Raw genomic sequence first — 14,998 nt, 5'->3', positions numbered from 1 at the left:
AATCAAGTACAGTTCGGGTATGTATGTATAATGCGGTTTATTATATGAAGGAGGTTGCATTCATGATAGAGGGAAACAGACCGATGCCAACAGAAGAAGGCTTGGATCACAGTTTAACTTTTTTAAAAGAAGGCTATTTGTATATTACGAACCGAACCCTCGGATTTCAATCGGATGTATTCGAGACGCGTTTGCTTGGCGAACGGGCCATATGCATGCGCGGAGAGGAAGCCGCCCGGCTGTTTTATGACGAGGATAAATTTATCCGATTCGGTGCTGCACCCAAACGTGTAATTAAAACGCTGTTCGGTGAAAACGGGGTTCAAACGCTGGACGGCGAAGCCCACCGCCACCGGAAAGCGATGTTCATGTCCCTCATGACCAACGACGCGATGCAGCGTATCCGGGAGCTGACCCGGAAGTATTGGGAGATTGCAGCGAGAAGCTTTGAAACGAGAAAAGAAGTCGAAATTTACGAGGAAGCGAAGGAATTGTTATGCCGGGCTGCCTGCGAATGGGCAGGGATCCCGCTTGCACCGGAAGAAGTACGGGAGAAAACCGGCTGGTTCAGCGCCTTGTTCGAATCTCCCGCTTCCCTCGGAATTCCTTATATGAAGGGCCGGAACGCCAGAACCAAGGCGGAGACATGGGTCAGCGGCCTGATTGAGGACGTGCGCGCCAACCGCTTCACAGCGCCGGAACATACGGCACTGGCCGTCATCTCTTTCCACCGGGACCGGGATGGACAGCTGCTCGAATTAAAAACCGCCGCCGTAGAAATGTTGAATATCCTTCGCCCGATCGTCGCCGTTTCCATTTATATCGCCTTTACGGCACTGGCCGTCATTCAGCAGCCCGAAGAACGGGAAAAGCTGGCCGGATCGGATGAAGTACGGCTGGGCCATTTTATCCAGGAGGTCCGCCGCTTCTATCCCTTCTTCCCCGTGACGGCAGCACGGGTGGCTGAAGATTTCGTTTGGAACGGCTACCGGTTTGAGCAAGGGACGTTAACCATGCTCGATCTGTACGGCACCAATCACCACCCGGACCTGTGGGACAAGCCGGAGAAGTTTATGCCGGACCGTTTTCAGCACTGGCAAGGATCGCCCTTCAAGTTTATTCCTCAAGGCGGTGGCGATCATGATACGGGACACCGGTGCGCCGGCGAATGGCTTACCCTGGAAATCATGAAGGAGAGCCTCGACTTCCTGGCCAACCGGATGAGCTATGACGTGCCTCAGCAGGATTTGAGCTACAGCTTCAGCGATATTCCGTCGCTTCCTCACAGCAACATTGTCATTCAGAACGTTCGATGTGTTTAAAAATAAATTTGCTCATGTTCAATAGACCACACATTCCCTGAACAGAGAAAAAGCCGCAGCAATGCGGCTTTTTAACTTGCCTCGAAATGATCATTTTCGGAACCCGGATAAAAGGACCTGGATTCACATGGCAGCCAGACCTCTTCTTTAGCGTAATGACTTAGCGCTGTTTCCAATCGATTTTGCCCAAAATACGCAGCACGCTGCGTACGAGCATTTGGCAGCTGCCCATGACGAACAGCCACACGCCCGCCGTTTGCGTCGACTCCTGGAAAAACAGCATGCTGCCGCCGATGTAGCACAGCGAAATGAGGATGTCGCTCGCAATCCGCAGAACCTTGCCGGGTTCATGGACCACAAGCCGGTGGTGCGGAAACTTGACCACCCAATGCCAGTGATGTTCATCCGTCTTAAGCTGCTCAAACTCCATAAGATGATGTCGGATAATCAATCAGCTCCTTTCCTGTAACTCAAAGAGGACTGTCTTCACAGGAGCCCGCATTTATTTTATAGAACATCCGTTTTATTTCATTACCCCTCCCATCCTTCATGAATCAATCCCATGAACCGTTTGAAAGGCTTGCCCCTATCTCGGTAATTTTTAGATATAGGCAAATTTTACTCCTAAATGGAAACCCGTTCGGATATGATTGAAGTAATTCTTACGGAAAGGGTGTTTTTTATGAAAAAAATCGCCGTCTTACCTACCAACAGGAGGGCGACTATACTTTAACCCTCCTGCGTTACGGGAGGAATCCAATTGAATTCCAGAATCAAAAAATTCATTTCCTACTATAGACCCTACAAGGGACTGTTTGCCGCCGATATGGCATGCGCTTTTATGTTGTCGGCAATTACGCTTGTTCTTCCGCTCGGTGTCCGTTATATTACCTCGGAGCTGCTTGACGGTAGTCATTCCGATGCGCTGTCCCGAATCTATGCCGTCGGTGCAGGGCTGCTTGCGCTGGTCATACTCCATATCGCCTGCGAGGTGTTCGTCGATTACAAAGGCCATATGATGGGCGCGATGATGGAGGGCGACATGCGAAGCGAGCTGTTCGGGCATTTGCAGAAGCTTTCGTTCCGCTTTTACGACGAACAAAAAACCGGCCAGCTGATGACCCGGACCACGAACGATATTTTGTCCCTTGCCGAACTGTACCATCACGGACCGGAGGATCTGCTCATCTCAATCCTGAAATTTACCGGTGCGTTCATCATTTTGATCGCGATCGACGTTAAGCTGACCCTGATCGTCTTTCTGTTTTTGCCGGTGATGGCTGCGTTCGCGTTTTATTTTAACCGGAAAATGAATGCGGCCCTGCGAATCAGCCGGGACCGGATCGGGGACATCAATGAACAGGTGGAAGACTCCCTCGCCGGAATCCGTGTGGTCCAATCGTTTACGAACGAACAGGTGGAGATCCGCAAATTCGCCCGGGCCAATGCCCGCTTTCTCCAAAGCCGAAGCGACGGATACAAGAGCGAAGCCATTTTCTCCGGCGGAATGATCGGCTTTACGCAGCTGATTACCGTCGCCGTTATCGTCTTTGGCGGGGCTGCCATCGTCCATTCGTCGATGAAGCTGCCGGATTTGCTGACCTTCTTTTTATGCATCGGCATTCTGATCGAGCCCATTCAGCGGATGGTGAATTTCGCGAGGCTGTATCAGGAAGGCATGACGGGGTTTGACCGGTTCATGGAGATTTTGGAGGTGGAGCCGGATATCTGCGACGCGCCGGATGCGGCAGAGCTCGGCCATGCCGAAGGCAAGGTGGAATTCCGGCAGGTCTCCTTCAAATATAAAGATGATCACCGGGAGGTGCTGACCGACTTGTCTCTTACCATCGAAGCCGGCGAATACGTAGCGATCGTCGGTCCGTCCGGCGTCGGGAAAACGACGCTGTGCTCCCTGATCCCCCGGTTTTATGAAGTGAGCGGAGGAACCATTCTTCTGGACGGCCAAGACATCCGCGGATTGACCTTGCGCTCCCTCCGGCGGAACGTTGGCATCGTCCAGCAGGATATCTATTTATTTGCCGGCACAGTTATCGATAATATCCGTTACGGCAACGTGGAGGCCACCCGCGACGAAGTCATCGAGGCAGCCAAAAAGGCCCATGCCCACGATTTCATCATGGGGCTGCCGGACGGCTATGATACCGACATCGGCCAGCGCGGCATCAAGTTATCCGGCGGCCAGAAGCAGCGGCTCAGCATTGCACGCGTGTTTCTCAAAAATCCGCCCGTGATTATCTTTGACGAAGCCACCAGTTCCCTCGATAATGACAGTGAGCAGGCGGTCCAGGCGTCGCTGGAGGAGCTGTCCGACAACCGTACGACGTTGGTGATCGCTCATCGGCTGTCCACGGTCCGGAATGCACAGCGGATCATCGTGCTGACGGATGACGGAATTGCGGAACAAGGTACGCATGACGAGCTTTTGGCGCGGAACGGTACCTATGCGCATTTATATAACATGCAGCTTAAGTTGTGACCGGCTGCTCCCGTACCAAAAAAAACCATCCAGCCCGACAGGGATTTCTCCCTGAGGCTCTGGATGGTTTTTGCTGCTTCAGACTACTCTTCGTAAATTTTGGTAAGCATTTGGCCCAGCTCCTGCAGCGCCAGCTCTTCCTGCTCGCCGTCGGCTTCCAGCCGGATTTCATCGCCGGCGGCGATCCCCAGGGTCAACAGCCCGAGGGAGCTTTTGCCGTTGGCTTTCTTCTCACCTTTGAACAACGTGACTTTACAAGGGAACGTATTTGCCTTCTCTACGAATAGTTTCGAAGGGCGGGCATGAAACCCTTGCGGGTGGATGACGGTAAAAGTTTGGGATACCATAGTTACGCTTCACTCCTTAGTTGTTGGTTGACAAAATCAAGCACCTCTTGCTGGGTGCTCATGCCGAGCGCCTGCTCGGCCAAGCCTGCCCACTCCTCCCGGGACAAGCGGGAAATCAGTTCTCTGGCCGGGAGTACGGACGAGGCGCTCATGCTGAATTCATACAGTCCGAGGCCGAGAAGCAGCGGGATCGCTGCCGAATCTCCGGCCATTTCACCGCACATGCCGGCCCATTTGCCGTGACGGTCAGCTGCTTGAATAACAAGTTGCACCAAACGGAGAATCGACGGATGATGCGGCTGATAGAGATAGGCGACCGATTCGTTCATCCGATCTGCAGCCATCGTATACTGAATCAGGTCGTTCGTGCCGATGCTGAAAAAGTCCACTTCCTTCGCCAACACATCGGCGGCGATCGCTGCAGCGGGAATTTCAATCATAATGCCGACCTCAAGCGTGTCGGACACCTTCGTTCCCTCCTGCTCGAGCTTGGCTCGTTCTTCCGCCAAAATCCGCTTTGCCTCCCGAAGCTCGCCCAGGACTGCGATCATCGGGAACATAATGGCAAGCTTGCCGTGCATGCTGGCCCGAAGCAGCGCCCGAAGCTGGGTGCGGAACAGATCCTCCTTGTCCAGGCATAAACGGATGGCCCGCTGGCCCAGAAACGGATTCATCTCTTTCGGAAGCTGCAGGTACGGCAGCTCTTTATCGCCGCCGATATCCAGCGTACGGATGACGACCCGTTTGCCGTTCATTTTCTCCAATACATGCTTGTAGACGGTATACTGCTCTTCTTCGGAAGGGAATGAGCTGCGTCCCATATACAGAAATTCGGTACGGAACAAGCCGATGCCGTCCGCTCCGTTCGCAAGCACCTTCTCCAGATCGTCAATGCCGCCGATATTGCTGGCCAGCTCCACCTGAACGCCGTCCGCGGTGACCGACGGCCGATCCACATAGCTGCGCATACGGGTCTTGTACTCTTCATATTCGGATTTGCGGGCGGAATATTCGCGGAGCTGCTCATCCGACGGATTTACGATGACCTGCCCGGCCGTTGCGTCGAGAATGACCGTATCCCCCGTCCGGATCGATGAAGCATCCGTACCGGTTCCGACGACGGCAGCCAGTTCCAGGGAGCGCGCCATGATGGCGGAATGCGACGTCCGGCTTCCGATCTCCGTCACAAAGCCCCGGACGAATTCCAGATTCAACTGGGCCGTATCCGACGGAGTCAAGTCTTTGGCAATCAGAATCGTTTCGGCGCTCAGCTCGGACAGCGCGCTGTGCTCCCGTCCCTCCAGCTTGCTGATGACCCGTCCCGTGATATCCTTTACGTCAGCCGCGCGTTCCCGGAGCATCTCGTTATCCATGGACTGCAGCGCTTCGATGATGCTGGAAGCCACTTCGTAGAGGGCATATTCCGCGTTGACGCCTTCGCTATCAATCTGGTCCAGCGTCGTGTCGATCAAATCTGGGTCGTCCAGTAGAAACAGATGCGCCTCGAAAATCTCGGCCTTCTGCGGTCCAAGCCGCTCCAGCGTCGATTCCCGAATCCGGTCGATATCGGCCTTGGCTGCATCCACCGCGCTGCGGAGACGCTGTTTCTCGGCCGAAGGATCTTCGACCTTTCGCTGCTGCGGGATGGACTCATCCGCTTCCAGCCGATACGCTTTCGCAATGGCGATGCCCGGTGATGCGGGTACGCCGGTCAGCATTTGGCTCATGGGCCATACCTCCTTATTTTACGTTGATATTCGTCTATCGTGAATATGCTTAAGTTCGATCGATTATTGCTGATTGTAGGCCTTCAGTACTTTCTCGGTCAGCGTATGGTCTGGATCTAGACCGCTTACTTCGGCAAAAGCTTGGCGGACGCCTTTGTCCGCGATCACGCTCTGCAGTTTGACGGCCTCCGGATCTTCCGCGTAGTCGAATTTAAGTGCCAGCGCCATGACCTCGGTCAAATGCTCAAAGGAACCGCCCTGCTCCCAGGCCCGAAGCGCCGGCCGGACCAAGCGGTCTTCCGGGGACAGCTTACGGATCGGCGAGCGGCCGACCCGGACAACCTCGTCGCTCAAATACGGATTGCGGAAGCGGTCCATGATTGTGCGGATATAGTTCTCATGTTCCTCAGGGTCGAAGCCGTAAGCGCGCACGAGCATGCTCCCCGTTTCCTGCAGCACACCGGTAACCAGCCCGGCGACTTCCTCATCCTTCATCGCTTCCTGGATGGTCTCGTATCCTTTCCGGTATCCGGCATAAGCCGCGCTGCAGTGACCGGTATTTACTGTAAACAGCTTGCGCTCAATATAAGGAATCAAGTCGTCAACGTAATGAACGCCTTGGATTTCCTGGGAGCCGGGGAACATTTGGGATCGATTGATCACCCATTCGTAGAACGGCTCCACCGTGACCGCGAGCGGATCTTCATGATGCTGCAGCGGCACGATACGGTCCACCGCAGAGTCCGGGAAGGCCGCATAAGTAGCCGCTTTTTGCTGTTCTTCGAGCGACAAATGACCCATGACATGTTCTTTCAGCTGCGTGCTGGCGCTGATAGCGTTCTCGCAGGCAATGACATGCAGCGGAGCTGCTCCGCGCTCCATACGAAGCTTCAAACCTGCAGCAATCCCCGGCGCGATATGTTTCAGAATGTTGACTCCGACAGCCGTTGTGACCATATCGGCGGAAGCCACTGCTTCCGCAACCGCCAAGAGATCCCGGCCGTCAATCGCGTCAACGCCTTCTACCTGGATTTGCTTCCCGCGCTCGTCGGCAATGGTGACTGTGTAAGCATGGCGCTGCTGGATCGTTTGCACCAACGACTCGTTCACATCGGAAAATACGACCTCGTAACCCGACTGCGACAGCAGCAGTCCGATAAATCCCCTTCCGATATTTCCTGCGCCGAAATGTAGAGCCTTCATTCTTCCATCCCGCTTTCAAAGATGCTCAAAATTTCCTCGGCGGTCTTCGCCGTACGGATGCCTTCCATGCTGTCCTCATCTGAGCAAACCATGGCAACGCTGGTCAGAATGTCCATATGTTCACCGTTTTGGGCGGCAATCCCGACGACGAGTACCGCCGGTTCATCCCCGCCAAAATCGACCCCATCCGGAATTTGCAGCACGGCCAGACCGGTCGACTTGATCATCCCTTTGGCTTCGTTGGTCCCATGGGGAATGGCAAGACCTGCACCCATATAAGTGGACAATGCGTTTTCTCGCTCAATCATCTTGTCGACATATTCCTGATCCACATGTCCGGCATCGACCAGCATTTGGCCGGCGAGGCGAATGGCCTCGAACTTGTCGGATACTTTAACGTTCACACGAATTTGATCCGCGGATAAAATACTCATGATGATCACTCTCTCTCCAATTTGTTTTTTAAGTATGCACGGAGGTGGGCGGACAATAGTTCCCTGATGCGCCCTTCATCCCCCTCCGCAAGGGCTTCAATCATATCGGCATCCAGCAGTGTTGCGCTGATTTCGCTCAGCACCTCCAGGGTTTCCCGCTCAAGCTGCCGCGGGGCCAGCATCAGCAAAAAGCGCGACAGCTCAACGTCACCCGAGTCACCCAGTCTGAACCGCTGATCCAGCTCAAAGAGCATCAATGCAGGCCGTTTCACCGCATCGCTGCGCGTATGAAACAGCGCCAGCTCCGTGCCGGGAATCAGCTGGGTTCCGTGCTGTTCCCGCTGCAGCAGCAGAGCCGCGACCGCTTCCGGGTCCAGGATCACATCCCGGAGCGCCGGCGCAGTGCAGGCTGCACGCAGCCATGGATCAAGGCTCGGCTGCGCTTCGATCCGCAGCGGCAGCACGCGAAAAGCTTCCAAGAGCTCAATGCTTTGCTGGAGGGTTCTGTGTAATGAACGCAGGCTTTCGATATCCGCTGTGTCAGCCGCTTCTCCGCGGCCGGCAGGCCACTCTCTCAACTCCGGTGCCAAATCCTCCAGCAATCCGGGCAGCGGCTGGGCAACCGCTGCTAAAGGATCCGGCAGCGGCTTCACGCCGCGGCGCCGGATATAATCCCGCAGCTTCTCCGCTTCGGATAAGGTAAGCAGCGGACTCAGCTTCAAATATTGTTCCTCCGGCAGGGGCAAATCGACGGTACTGATGATCAAATCGTAGTCCGTTCTCGGTATCCTGGCAGCTTCATACCATGAAGCCTGTTCAACGATTTGCAGCTGCGGAAATTCTTTGCGCAGGCGGACCGCCAGCATTTTGGAAGAGCCGATCCCGCTCGTACATACGATCACCGCTCGCATATGCTGGGGGATCTGGCCGATCCGCTCCCGTGCGGCTCCGAAATGCATCACCAGAAAAGCGATTTCCTCGTCCGGGATGCGAACGGAAGGAAAGACGGCATCCGCTGCCTGCCGCACCCGGCCGAACAGCTCGGCATAGTCCTTGCGGATCGTATCCATCAGGGGATTCCGGATCCGCTGCCCGGCTGTGATTCGTTCCATTGCCGCTTTCAGATGCATGAACAAACCGTCCCGAAGGGAGCGGTCGGCCGTGTAGTCGTTCGCATCCAATTCCCTCATTTTGCGGATGAGCGACCGGACAGTCCCGGCTAGCTCCAAATCGTCCGCCGGAAGCATTCCGGTCGAGTGCGCCGAAGCTCTTTCGAGGAGTTCTGCGGTATACCTCACTTCAGACAGCGGATATTCCATGTTCAGAACTTGACCCAGCTCATCGCATAAAAGTTCAGCAGACTTTAGGGTATGGTCTTGAGCCGGAATAGCGGACGGCCGGTCGAACCGCCGCAAATTGACGAGACGGTCGGCCTCGGCTTCAGTGACAATGATGCCCGTGCGAATGCGGGCTGCCGCGATAGATAGCCGGATCAGCAGATCGGTATAAGCTTCCTCACTGAAGGATTCTTCCTGATGCCGCTCCTCCCACTTCCATAAGTTCTCTTCGATCGCCGAAATGCGTTCTGCCCCTGCCATGGAGGCGATTCGGGCATCCACAGGATGATGCGGATTATGGTCTGAATATCCGATAAGCGACAGGTCATCCAGCCGGAAGCGGATGAACGTACGAACCGCCTCGCGGATCATGGGCTCCGAACCGGTAATTTCCACCCCGTAGCCGCGCCGGCGGATTAGCAGCAAGCCTTGTTTACTTATCCAGTCGGTCAAATCGTCCAGGTCCGCCCCTACAGTCGGGACCGTGACCTTCATCTCGTGAGCAAGCGTAAACAGCTTCACCGGTTCCCGTGAACCGAGCAGTCTGGCAAGGAGGTACACCTGCCGCTCATCCGCCGAATATTCGATTTCGGCGGGCATGAGCAGCTCTGAGCGGACCTTTTCAATCTGAGAAGGCTCCCCTTCTACACTGAGGCCGGAACCGGCTTTCCGGTAAAGCGTAATCCCGTGCCGATGCAGATAGCTCTCGACCGCGTCCAGCTCCCTGTGCACCGTCCGCGGGCTGACCCGAATGCCGCTGGCGATTTCGGCAACCGTACTCTCCGAAGGGCTGCGCAGCAGCAAATCCAAGATCTGTCTTACACGGTGTGACAATTCCATGCCCCTTAGCCTCCAAAACGACCGCAAAAGGCGCTTGGATGCCGGCCCATATGCCCGCATCCATTCGCCTCAAGCGTTTTTATAGTTATTTCAAGCGTTCGACAAGCTCGTCATATTCCGGACTTTTCAGGAAATTGTCGATGGAAATATGCTCTGCCTGCGGTGCAACTCCACGTGCACGGTCCGTCAGCGTTTTATGCGTGACGACGATATCCGCGTCGGACGGAATGTCGCTGATCGCCGTGTTCGTCACCTCGATCGGCGATCCGGCGGCTTTCATCTTCTTACGAAGGATGGAAGCGCCCATGGCGCTGGAACCCATGCCGGCATCGCAGGCGAAGACGATTTTGTGAACCTCGTCTTTGCTCTTCTGTCCTTCGGCGGTGCTTGCCGCAGATGGAGCGGTTGCTTCTTTCGCGCCTTCTGCCGCAGCGGCCGCAGCAGCAGCCGGAGTTCCTGCAGTTTTCATATCTTTCATGCGTTTCGTGGCTTCTTCAAGATCGTCTTGGTCTTCATCCGTCTTCTTGCTGGTTTTCAGCAGAAGCGCAGCCACGACGAAGGAAACAATCGCAGCGGTGATGACCCCGCTCAGTACGGGAAGAATTTCTCCCCGCGGCGCCATGGCCAAATAAGCGATGATGCTGCCCGGAGATGGCGGGCCAACGAGCCCCGCGTTCAACAGCGAGAACGTGAATGTGCCTGTCACGCCGCCGGCCATTGCAGCCAGAATGAGGCGTGGATTCATCAGAATGTACGGGAAGTAAATTTCATGAATCCCGCCAAAGAAGTGAATAATCGCCGCACCCGGTGCAGATTGGCGTGCGGATCCGCGGCCTACGATCATGTAAGCGAGCAGAATGCCGAGTCCGGGACCCGGGTTCGATTCAAGCATGAACAGGATGGATTTGCCTGCGCTCTGCGCTTGTTCAATCGCGATCGGGCTCAAAACCCCGTGATTGATGGCGTTGTTCAGGAACAGGACCTTCGCCGGTTCGATCAAAATGTTGACGAGCGGAATCAGATGGTGATGAACCAGAAACTCGACGCCGGAGGAAAGCACGTTGGTAACGGCTTCGATGATGCGCCCCACGATCGAATACGCGATCAGAACGAGCACACCGCCGATAATGCCGAGTGAGAAGTTGTTGACCAGCATTTCGAAGCCGGATTTGATTTTGCCTTCGACGGCTCTGTCAAACTGTTTAAGCACCCAGGCAGCTCCTGGTCCGACCGCCATCGCGCCAAGGAACATCGGGATATCGGTTCCGATTATGACGCCCATCGTAACCAGGGCGCCGATCACGCCGCCGCGCTGCTTGTGTACCATCGTACCGCCGGTGTATCCGATCAACAGCGGGAGCAGGTACTTGATCATCGGGTCGACCAGCTTGGCGAGATACTCGTTCGGTATCCAGCCGGTCGGGATAAACAGTGCCGTTATCAAGCCCCACGCGATGAACGCTCCGATGTTCGGCATGACCATGCCGCTCAGGAAGCGCCCGAATTTTTGAACTCCGACCCGTGCAGCACCGGATGCGGAGGAAGAAGTGGATTGGGCCATGAGGATAACCTCCTTGTAAACTTTTGTCGAACGGTATTTTGCAATACGTCGTTCGTCCTATATCCATCCTAGCCGACATCAACCTGACACTCAATAAAATGAAAACGCTATATTGTCAGGAGCCCTGATGACAAAACTTTATGAATCCAGCCTGAACCCTTGCTGTATCAGGTTTTTACAGGCGCCTGGAGGGGATGTCATGCAGGGGAAACATACGGGCTGTGTTCATTTTCCGGCCGGTTGTGATTGTATTCGTTTAATCTGTCATTCTCCCCAATGAAGTTTTCCTTTCTGGAACGTGATTATGGGTAGCTTTTCCCATTAAGTGGGCCTAATTCAGAAAGTAATGATTTTCCTCAAAAAAAAGCGCCCTGGTTTAAGGCGCTAGCGTGTGTAAGTGTTGGCCATATCCGGCATGCAAGACGTCAGCTCCCAAAAAGCCATCCGCCGTTGACATTAAGAATTTCTCCAGTGACATAAGATGCATCCGGCGAAATCAAGTACAAGACCGCGGCGGCTACCTCGTCCGGCGATCACGTACACCCAGTGGGAATATTCGAGATCAGCTGCTGCAGTTTATCCTCACGGTGGCCAAAACCGGTATCCGTAATCAGGCTGGGAGCCACGGCATTCCCCGTTATCCCATATACGCTCAGTACGCAGCGATCTCGCATATAAGCCTGTACTTGGAGTTAGCCAATCCGCATACCGTATGTCTTTTGTATGGAAAAAGGATCACATTTCTCCTCTTCTACAAGGTTTCCTGGATACTATGCAAAAGCTTTACCCTCTGAAGGATAATTCATTTGGGATATAAAAGTTTTTTAACCGCTTTACATCAATAACTCTTTTTGTTACAGTTTATTTGTGATATACAACTAATTCGGGAAAGGAAGTCGGAATAAATGAAGATCGCGATTATCGGTGCCGGAAATATCGGCGGGAATCTCGCCCGCCGCCTGACTAAACTTGGACATGAGGTGTCCATCGCCAATTCAAGAGGCCCACAGACCTTGGCTGCACTTGCCGAAGAAACCGGGGCTTCGCCCAAGGAAGTCACGGAAGTGGCGCGGGGTGCAGAAGTGGTCATTGTGACAATTCCTCAGAAAAACATTCCTGACCTTCCTGCCGGAATCCTCGACCATACCGCGCCGAATGCCGTGATTATCGATACGGGGAACTATTACCCCCGCCAGCGCGACGGTCTCATTGCGGAAATTGAAGCAGGCCTGCCGGAAAGCCGCTGGGTGGAACAGCATCTGAAGCGCCCCGTGAATAAAGCTTTTAACGGCATATCCGCCCAAAATCTGCTGGAACGCGGCCTGCCGAAGGGCAGCCCTGGACGTTTGGCCCTGCCGGTGGCGGGAGACGATCCAGCCTCTAAACAGGTGGTGCTTGACCTGATCGAAGAACTTGGCTTTGATGCTATCGACGCGGGCAGACTGGATGAGTCCTGGCGCCAGCAGCCGGGTACGCCAAGCTACCGCGAGCATGATGCCGACAGCCTTCGCCAAGCGTTGGCGGAAGCCAGCCCTGAGCGCCCAGCGGAATTTAAAGCTTGATCGCCACTTAAACATAACAAAAATCCCCTTCGTCTCCACCTAGCGGAGAAAAGGGGATTTTTGTTTCATTATGAGGTATCGGATCACCTTGCCGAGGACTCGATAAACACTTTCTCAAAAGCCGGAAAGCCCGCTTCCCGTCCCGGATAGTTCACTTCGCCCCGCTGATCGTAACCGAGTCCCCGGTACAGCTTGAGCGCCGGCGTGTTCTTGGCGTATGTATCGAGCCGGATGCTCTTGTAACCATTCTCTTGGGCAAAATGTTCCGCAAAAGCAACCAGCTTACGCGCGATCCCTTGCCCCTGGGCCATCGGGTCAACCGCGATCCGGTGCATCATCAGATGCGGCCCTTCGGTCTCCGTCCAAGGAATCTTGTCATACTGCTCGTCTTGATGTTGATCCAGCACCATGATGCCCAGGATCCGTCCGTCGCCTTCCGCTGCGAACAGCGTCCCCCGGCTGAGATCTTCCCCGATGACATCCCGGTTTGGATACTCGTCGTCCCATTGGTCGCTGCCGCCTTCCTGCATGACCTGAACACATCTGGAGATCAATTCCATGATCTCTCCCAGTTCATCTCTCCGGCCTGTTCGAAATTGAATATTCAAAGCCTGCACCATCCTCGTCCTTTCGAAAATCTAACTGCGATGCTCATATCCGGCATAGTCGATTTCAAGGAACTGGATCACTTCATGATCCCAACGGTCCCTCACAAATGCCACGTGCTGCGGATGGGCGTTATAGGCTTCATAATCCGCACGGCTGTCAAATCTCATGGAGAACCCGAAGTCATATGTATTCTTGGGGCTGATTTCCCGGAATACTTGAAATTCCTTTACTGTAGGAATCGAGCTGAGCGCAGCCCTGCCGTCCTCCAGAAATCGCTGTTCAGCGGACGAACCGTTCTCATGCTTCAGCGAAAAAATGACCGAATGAATGATTGCGCCGTCTTTCACGTTAACACTCCTTTTTCTTCGAAATGACAAACAAATCTCCTACTATTATAAAGGCTAACCCAAGAGATGGACAGCTTCAAAGGCATTTAGCTGATCGGGACGTTCGATAGAGGAATCGGCAGTGATGAACTCCTGCATATGTGTTTCCGTCAGGCCGAATCAACAAAAAAAGCGCCGTTATACGGCGCTGGTTGTTCCTCTTACGACGAGCTCCGGCAGCAGAACCAGCCGCTGCTTGGAGGGCTTGCTTCCGTCGATCTCGCCCGTAATCAGCTGGACGATTTCTTTTCCCATTTGCTGAACGGGCTGGGCCACCGAAGTGAGCGGCGGATCGATAATCGTCGCCAGCACTGTGTTGTCAAAGCCCACGACCGAAACGTCCTCAGGTACGCGCAGGCCAAGCTCCCGGGCAGCCTGCACGACGCCGATCGCCAGCAGATCGTTGCATCCGAAGATGGCGCTTGGCGGATTGGACCCGCTGAGCAGTTCCTTGGCCGTCAACTTGCCCCCCTCCACATGAAACGGACTGACCGCCACCAAATTGTCGTCAAAGGGGATTCCCGCTTCTTCAAGGGCTTTCCGGTAGCCGCGAACCCGTTCCTTCGAGCTCATCACAGCCAAGTCCTCCGCAATCACGGCAATGTTCCGATGTCCGAGCCCAGTCAAGTGGGATGCAGCCAGATAGCCGCCTAAGTAATCGTCCACGAGCACCGTATCCACGGCAAGCAGCGGCATTTCCCGTGCTATGACGGCAACCGGCAGCTTGTATTTCATCAGCTGCTTCATCATGGCGTCGTTTCGGGCACCGGTGGCGATGATGATCCCGTCGGCGCTCTTTTGCCGGAGTACGTTGATGTACCTTTCTTCCCGGGTCAAATCGTTGTCCGTACTGCAGATGACCAGACTGTATCCAAGCTCGTGGGCATGATCTTCGATGCTGCGGGCCAGTTCGGCAAAAAACGGGTTCGCGATATCCGGGATCAGGAGCCCGAGCGAATACGTCCTTTTCTTAGTCAAGGCGGATGCGACGACGCTCGGCTGGTAGTCAATCCGCTTCATCACGTCCTGCACATGCTTTCTTGTCTTGTCGCTGATCCGGCCGGTCTGGTTGATGACCTTGGATACCGTGGCAATGGACACGCCGGCTTCTCGGGCGATATCGTATATCGTCGCCACCCTCGTTCCCCCTTCCTTAACGCTGCTCTGTACTCT

At 54.7% G+C, this 14,998-nt stretch carries 13 protein-coding genes and 1 pseudogene; 3 read left to right on the top strand and 11 right to left on the bottom strand.

Features of this window, described 5'->3' with window-relative positions; translation table 11 throughout:
• Positions 1–62: 62 nt before the first annotated feature.
• Complete coding sequence (gene cypC, locus FHS19_RS06050; protein ID WP_183580007.1) at positions 63–1,322, top strand: CYP152 family fatty-acid peroxygenase CypC; 1,260 nt, start codon at positions 63–65, stop codon at positions 1,320–1,322.
• A gap of 160 nt (positions 1,323–1,482) precedes the next feature.
• On the opposite strand, the gene FHS19_RS06045 is transcribed toward cypC, so the two are convergent.
• On the bottom strand, positions 1,483–1,773 hold the full coding sequence (locus FHS19_RS06045) for a YrhK family protein (protein ID WP_183580004.1): 291 nt from the start codon (positions 1,771–1,773) through the stop codon (positions 1,483–1,485).
• A 309-nt stretch (positions 1,774–2,082) separates the two neighbouring features.
• Between FHS19_RS06045 and FHS19_RS06040 the strand changes: the two genes are divergently transcribed.
• Complete coding sequence (locus FHS19_RS06040) at positions 2,083–3,819, top strand: ABC transporter ATP-binding protein (RefSeq protein WP_183580000.1); 1,737 nt, start codon at positions 2,083–2,085, stop codon at positions 3,817–3,819.
• A gap of 83 nt (positions 3,820–3,902) precedes the next feature.
• On the opposite strand, the gene FHS19_RS06035 is transcribed toward FHS19_RS06040, so the two are convergent.
• The 7 genes and pseudogenes from FHS19_RS06035 to FHS19_RS06005 form a co-directional block, all read right to left on the bottom strand.
• The gene (locus tag FHS19_RS06035) at positions 3,903–4,166 is read right to left on the bottom strand and encodes an HPr family phosphocarrier protein (RefSeq protein ID WP_183579997.1); all 264 of its coding nucleotides are present in this window, start codon (positions 4,164–4,166) and stop codon (positions 3,903–3,905) included.
• Positions 4,167–4,168: 2 nt separating this feature from the next.
• Positions 4,169–5,893, bottom strand: coding sequence for a phosphoenolpyruvate--protein phosphotransferase (ptsP, locus tag FHS19_RS06030; protein WP_183579994.1), 1,725 nt, complete (start codon positions 5,891–5,893; stop codon positions 4,169–4,171).
• A gap of 63 nt (positions 5,894–5,956) precedes the next feature.
• Positions 5,957–7,096, bottom strand: coding sequence for a mannitol-1-phosphate 5-dehydrogenase (locus tag FHS19_RS06025; protein ID WP_183579992.1), 1,140 nt, complete (start codon positions 7,094–7,096; stop codon positions 5,957–5,959).
• The gene (locus FHS19_RS06020) at positions 7,093–7,530 is read right to left on the bottom strand and encodes a PTS mannitol transporter subunit IIA (RefSeq protein ID WP_183579989.1); all 438 of its coding nucleotides are present in this window, start codon (positions 7,528–7,530) and stop codon (positions 7,093–7,095) included. Before FHS19_RS06020 ends, FHS19_RS06025 begins: the two co-directional genes overlap by 4 nt.
• Positions 7,531–7,535: 5 nt before the next feature.
• The gene (locus FHS19_RS06015; protein WP_183579985.1) at positions 7,536–9,707 is read right to left on the bottom strand and encodes a BglG family transcription antiterminator; all 2,172 of its coding nucleotides are present in this window, start codon (positions 9,705–9,707) and stop codon (positions 7,536–7,538) included.
• Between the two features lie 85 nt (positions 9,708–9,792).
• Complete coding sequence (locus FHS19_RS06010) at positions 9,793–11,268, bottom strand: PTS mannitol transporter subunit IIBC (protein ID WP_183579982.1); 1,476 nt, start codon at positions 11,266–11,268, stop codon at positions 9,793–9,795.
• A gap of 425 nt (positions 11,269–11,693) precedes the next feature.
• A pseudogene (locus tag FHS19_RS06005) lies at positions 11,694–11,786 on the bottom strand (elongation factor P 5-aminopentanone reductase); the annotation flags it as partial.
• A 387-nt stretch (positions 11,787–12,173) separates the two neighbouring features.
• Between FHS19_RS06005 and FHS19_RS06000 the strand changes: the two are divergent.
• Positions 12,174–12,830, top strand: a complete 657-nt coding sequence (locus FHS19_RS06000; RefSeq protein ID WP_183579979.1) for an NADPH-dependent F420 reductase — start codon at positions 12,174–12,176, stop codon at positions 12,828–12,830.
• 83 nt (positions 12,831–12,913) lie between these two features.
• Here the strand turns inward: FHS19_RS06000 and FHS19_RS05995 are convergent, their stop codons facing one another.
• The 3 genes from FHS19_RS05995 to FHS19_RS05985 all read right to left on the bottom strand — a co-directional run bounded on the left by FHS19_RS05995 (position 12,914) and on the right by FHS19_RS05985 (position 14,962).
• Positions 12,914–13,438 carry a GNAT family N-acetyltransferase gene (locus tag FHS19_RS05995; RefSeq protein ID WP_183579976.1) on the bottom strand — a complete coding sequence of 175 codons (525 nt, stop codon included), beginning with the start codon at positions 13,436–13,438 and terminating at the stop codon, positions 12,914–12,916.
• Positions 13,439–13,468: 30 nt separating this feature from the next.
• Positions 13,469–13,786, bottom strand: coding sequence for a Dabb family protein (locus FHS19_RS05990; RefSeq protein ID WP_183579972.1), 318 nt, complete (start codon positions 13,784–13,786; stop codon positions 13,469–13,471).
• A 177-nt stretch (positions 13,787–13,963) separates the two neighbouring features.
• Entirely contained in the window at positions 13,964–14,962 is a 999-nt protein-coding gene (locus FHS19_RS05985; protein WP_183579968.1) for a LacI family DNA-binding transcriptional regulator, read from the bottom strand.
• Between the last annotated feature and the right edge of the window lie 36 nt (positions 14,963–14,998).

Origin of the sequence: Paenibacillus rhizosphaerae (genome assembly GCF_014192015.1) — a bacterium.
GTDB lineage: Bacteria > Bacillota > Bacilli > Paenibacillales > Paenibacillaceae > Paenibacillus_AQ > Paenibacillus_AQ rhizosphaerae.
The sequence above is the reverse complement of the archived record's forward strand: the minus strand, read 5'-3'. Positions and strand labels throughout refer to the sequence as shown.

Coding starts and splice junctions, on each gene's coding strand:
- cypC (WP_183580007.1), top strand. CDS start 63: ATGATAGAGGGAAACAGACCGATGCCAACAGAAGAAGGCTTGGATCAC.
- FHS19_RS06015 (WP_183579985.1), bottom strand. CDS start 9,707: ATGGAATTGTCACACCGTGTAAGACAGATCTTGGATTTGCTGCTGCGC.
- FHS19_RS06010 (WP_183579982.1), bottom strand. CDS start 11,268: ATGGCCCAATCCACTTCTTCCTCCGCATCCGGTGCTGCACGGGTCGGA.
- FHS19_RS06000 (WP_183579979.1), top strand. CDS start 12,174: ATGAAGATCGCGATTATCGGTGCCGGAAATATCGGCGGGAATCTCGCC.
- FHS19_RS06020 (WP_183579989.1), bottom strand. CDS start 7,530: ATGAGTATTTTATCCGCGGATCAAATTCGTGTGAACGTTAAAGTATCC.
- ptsP (WP_183579994.1), bottom strand. CDS start 5,893: ATGAGCCAAATGCTGACCGGCGTACCCGCATCACCGGGCATCGCCATT.
- FHS19_RS06025 (WP_183579992.1), bottom strand. CDS start 7,096: ATGAAGGCTCTACATTTCGGCGCAGGAAATATCGGAAGGGGATTTATC.
- FHS19_RS06035 (WP_183579997.1), bottom strand. CDS start 4,166: ATGGTATCCCAAACTTTTACCGTCATCCACCCGCAAGGGTTTCATGCC.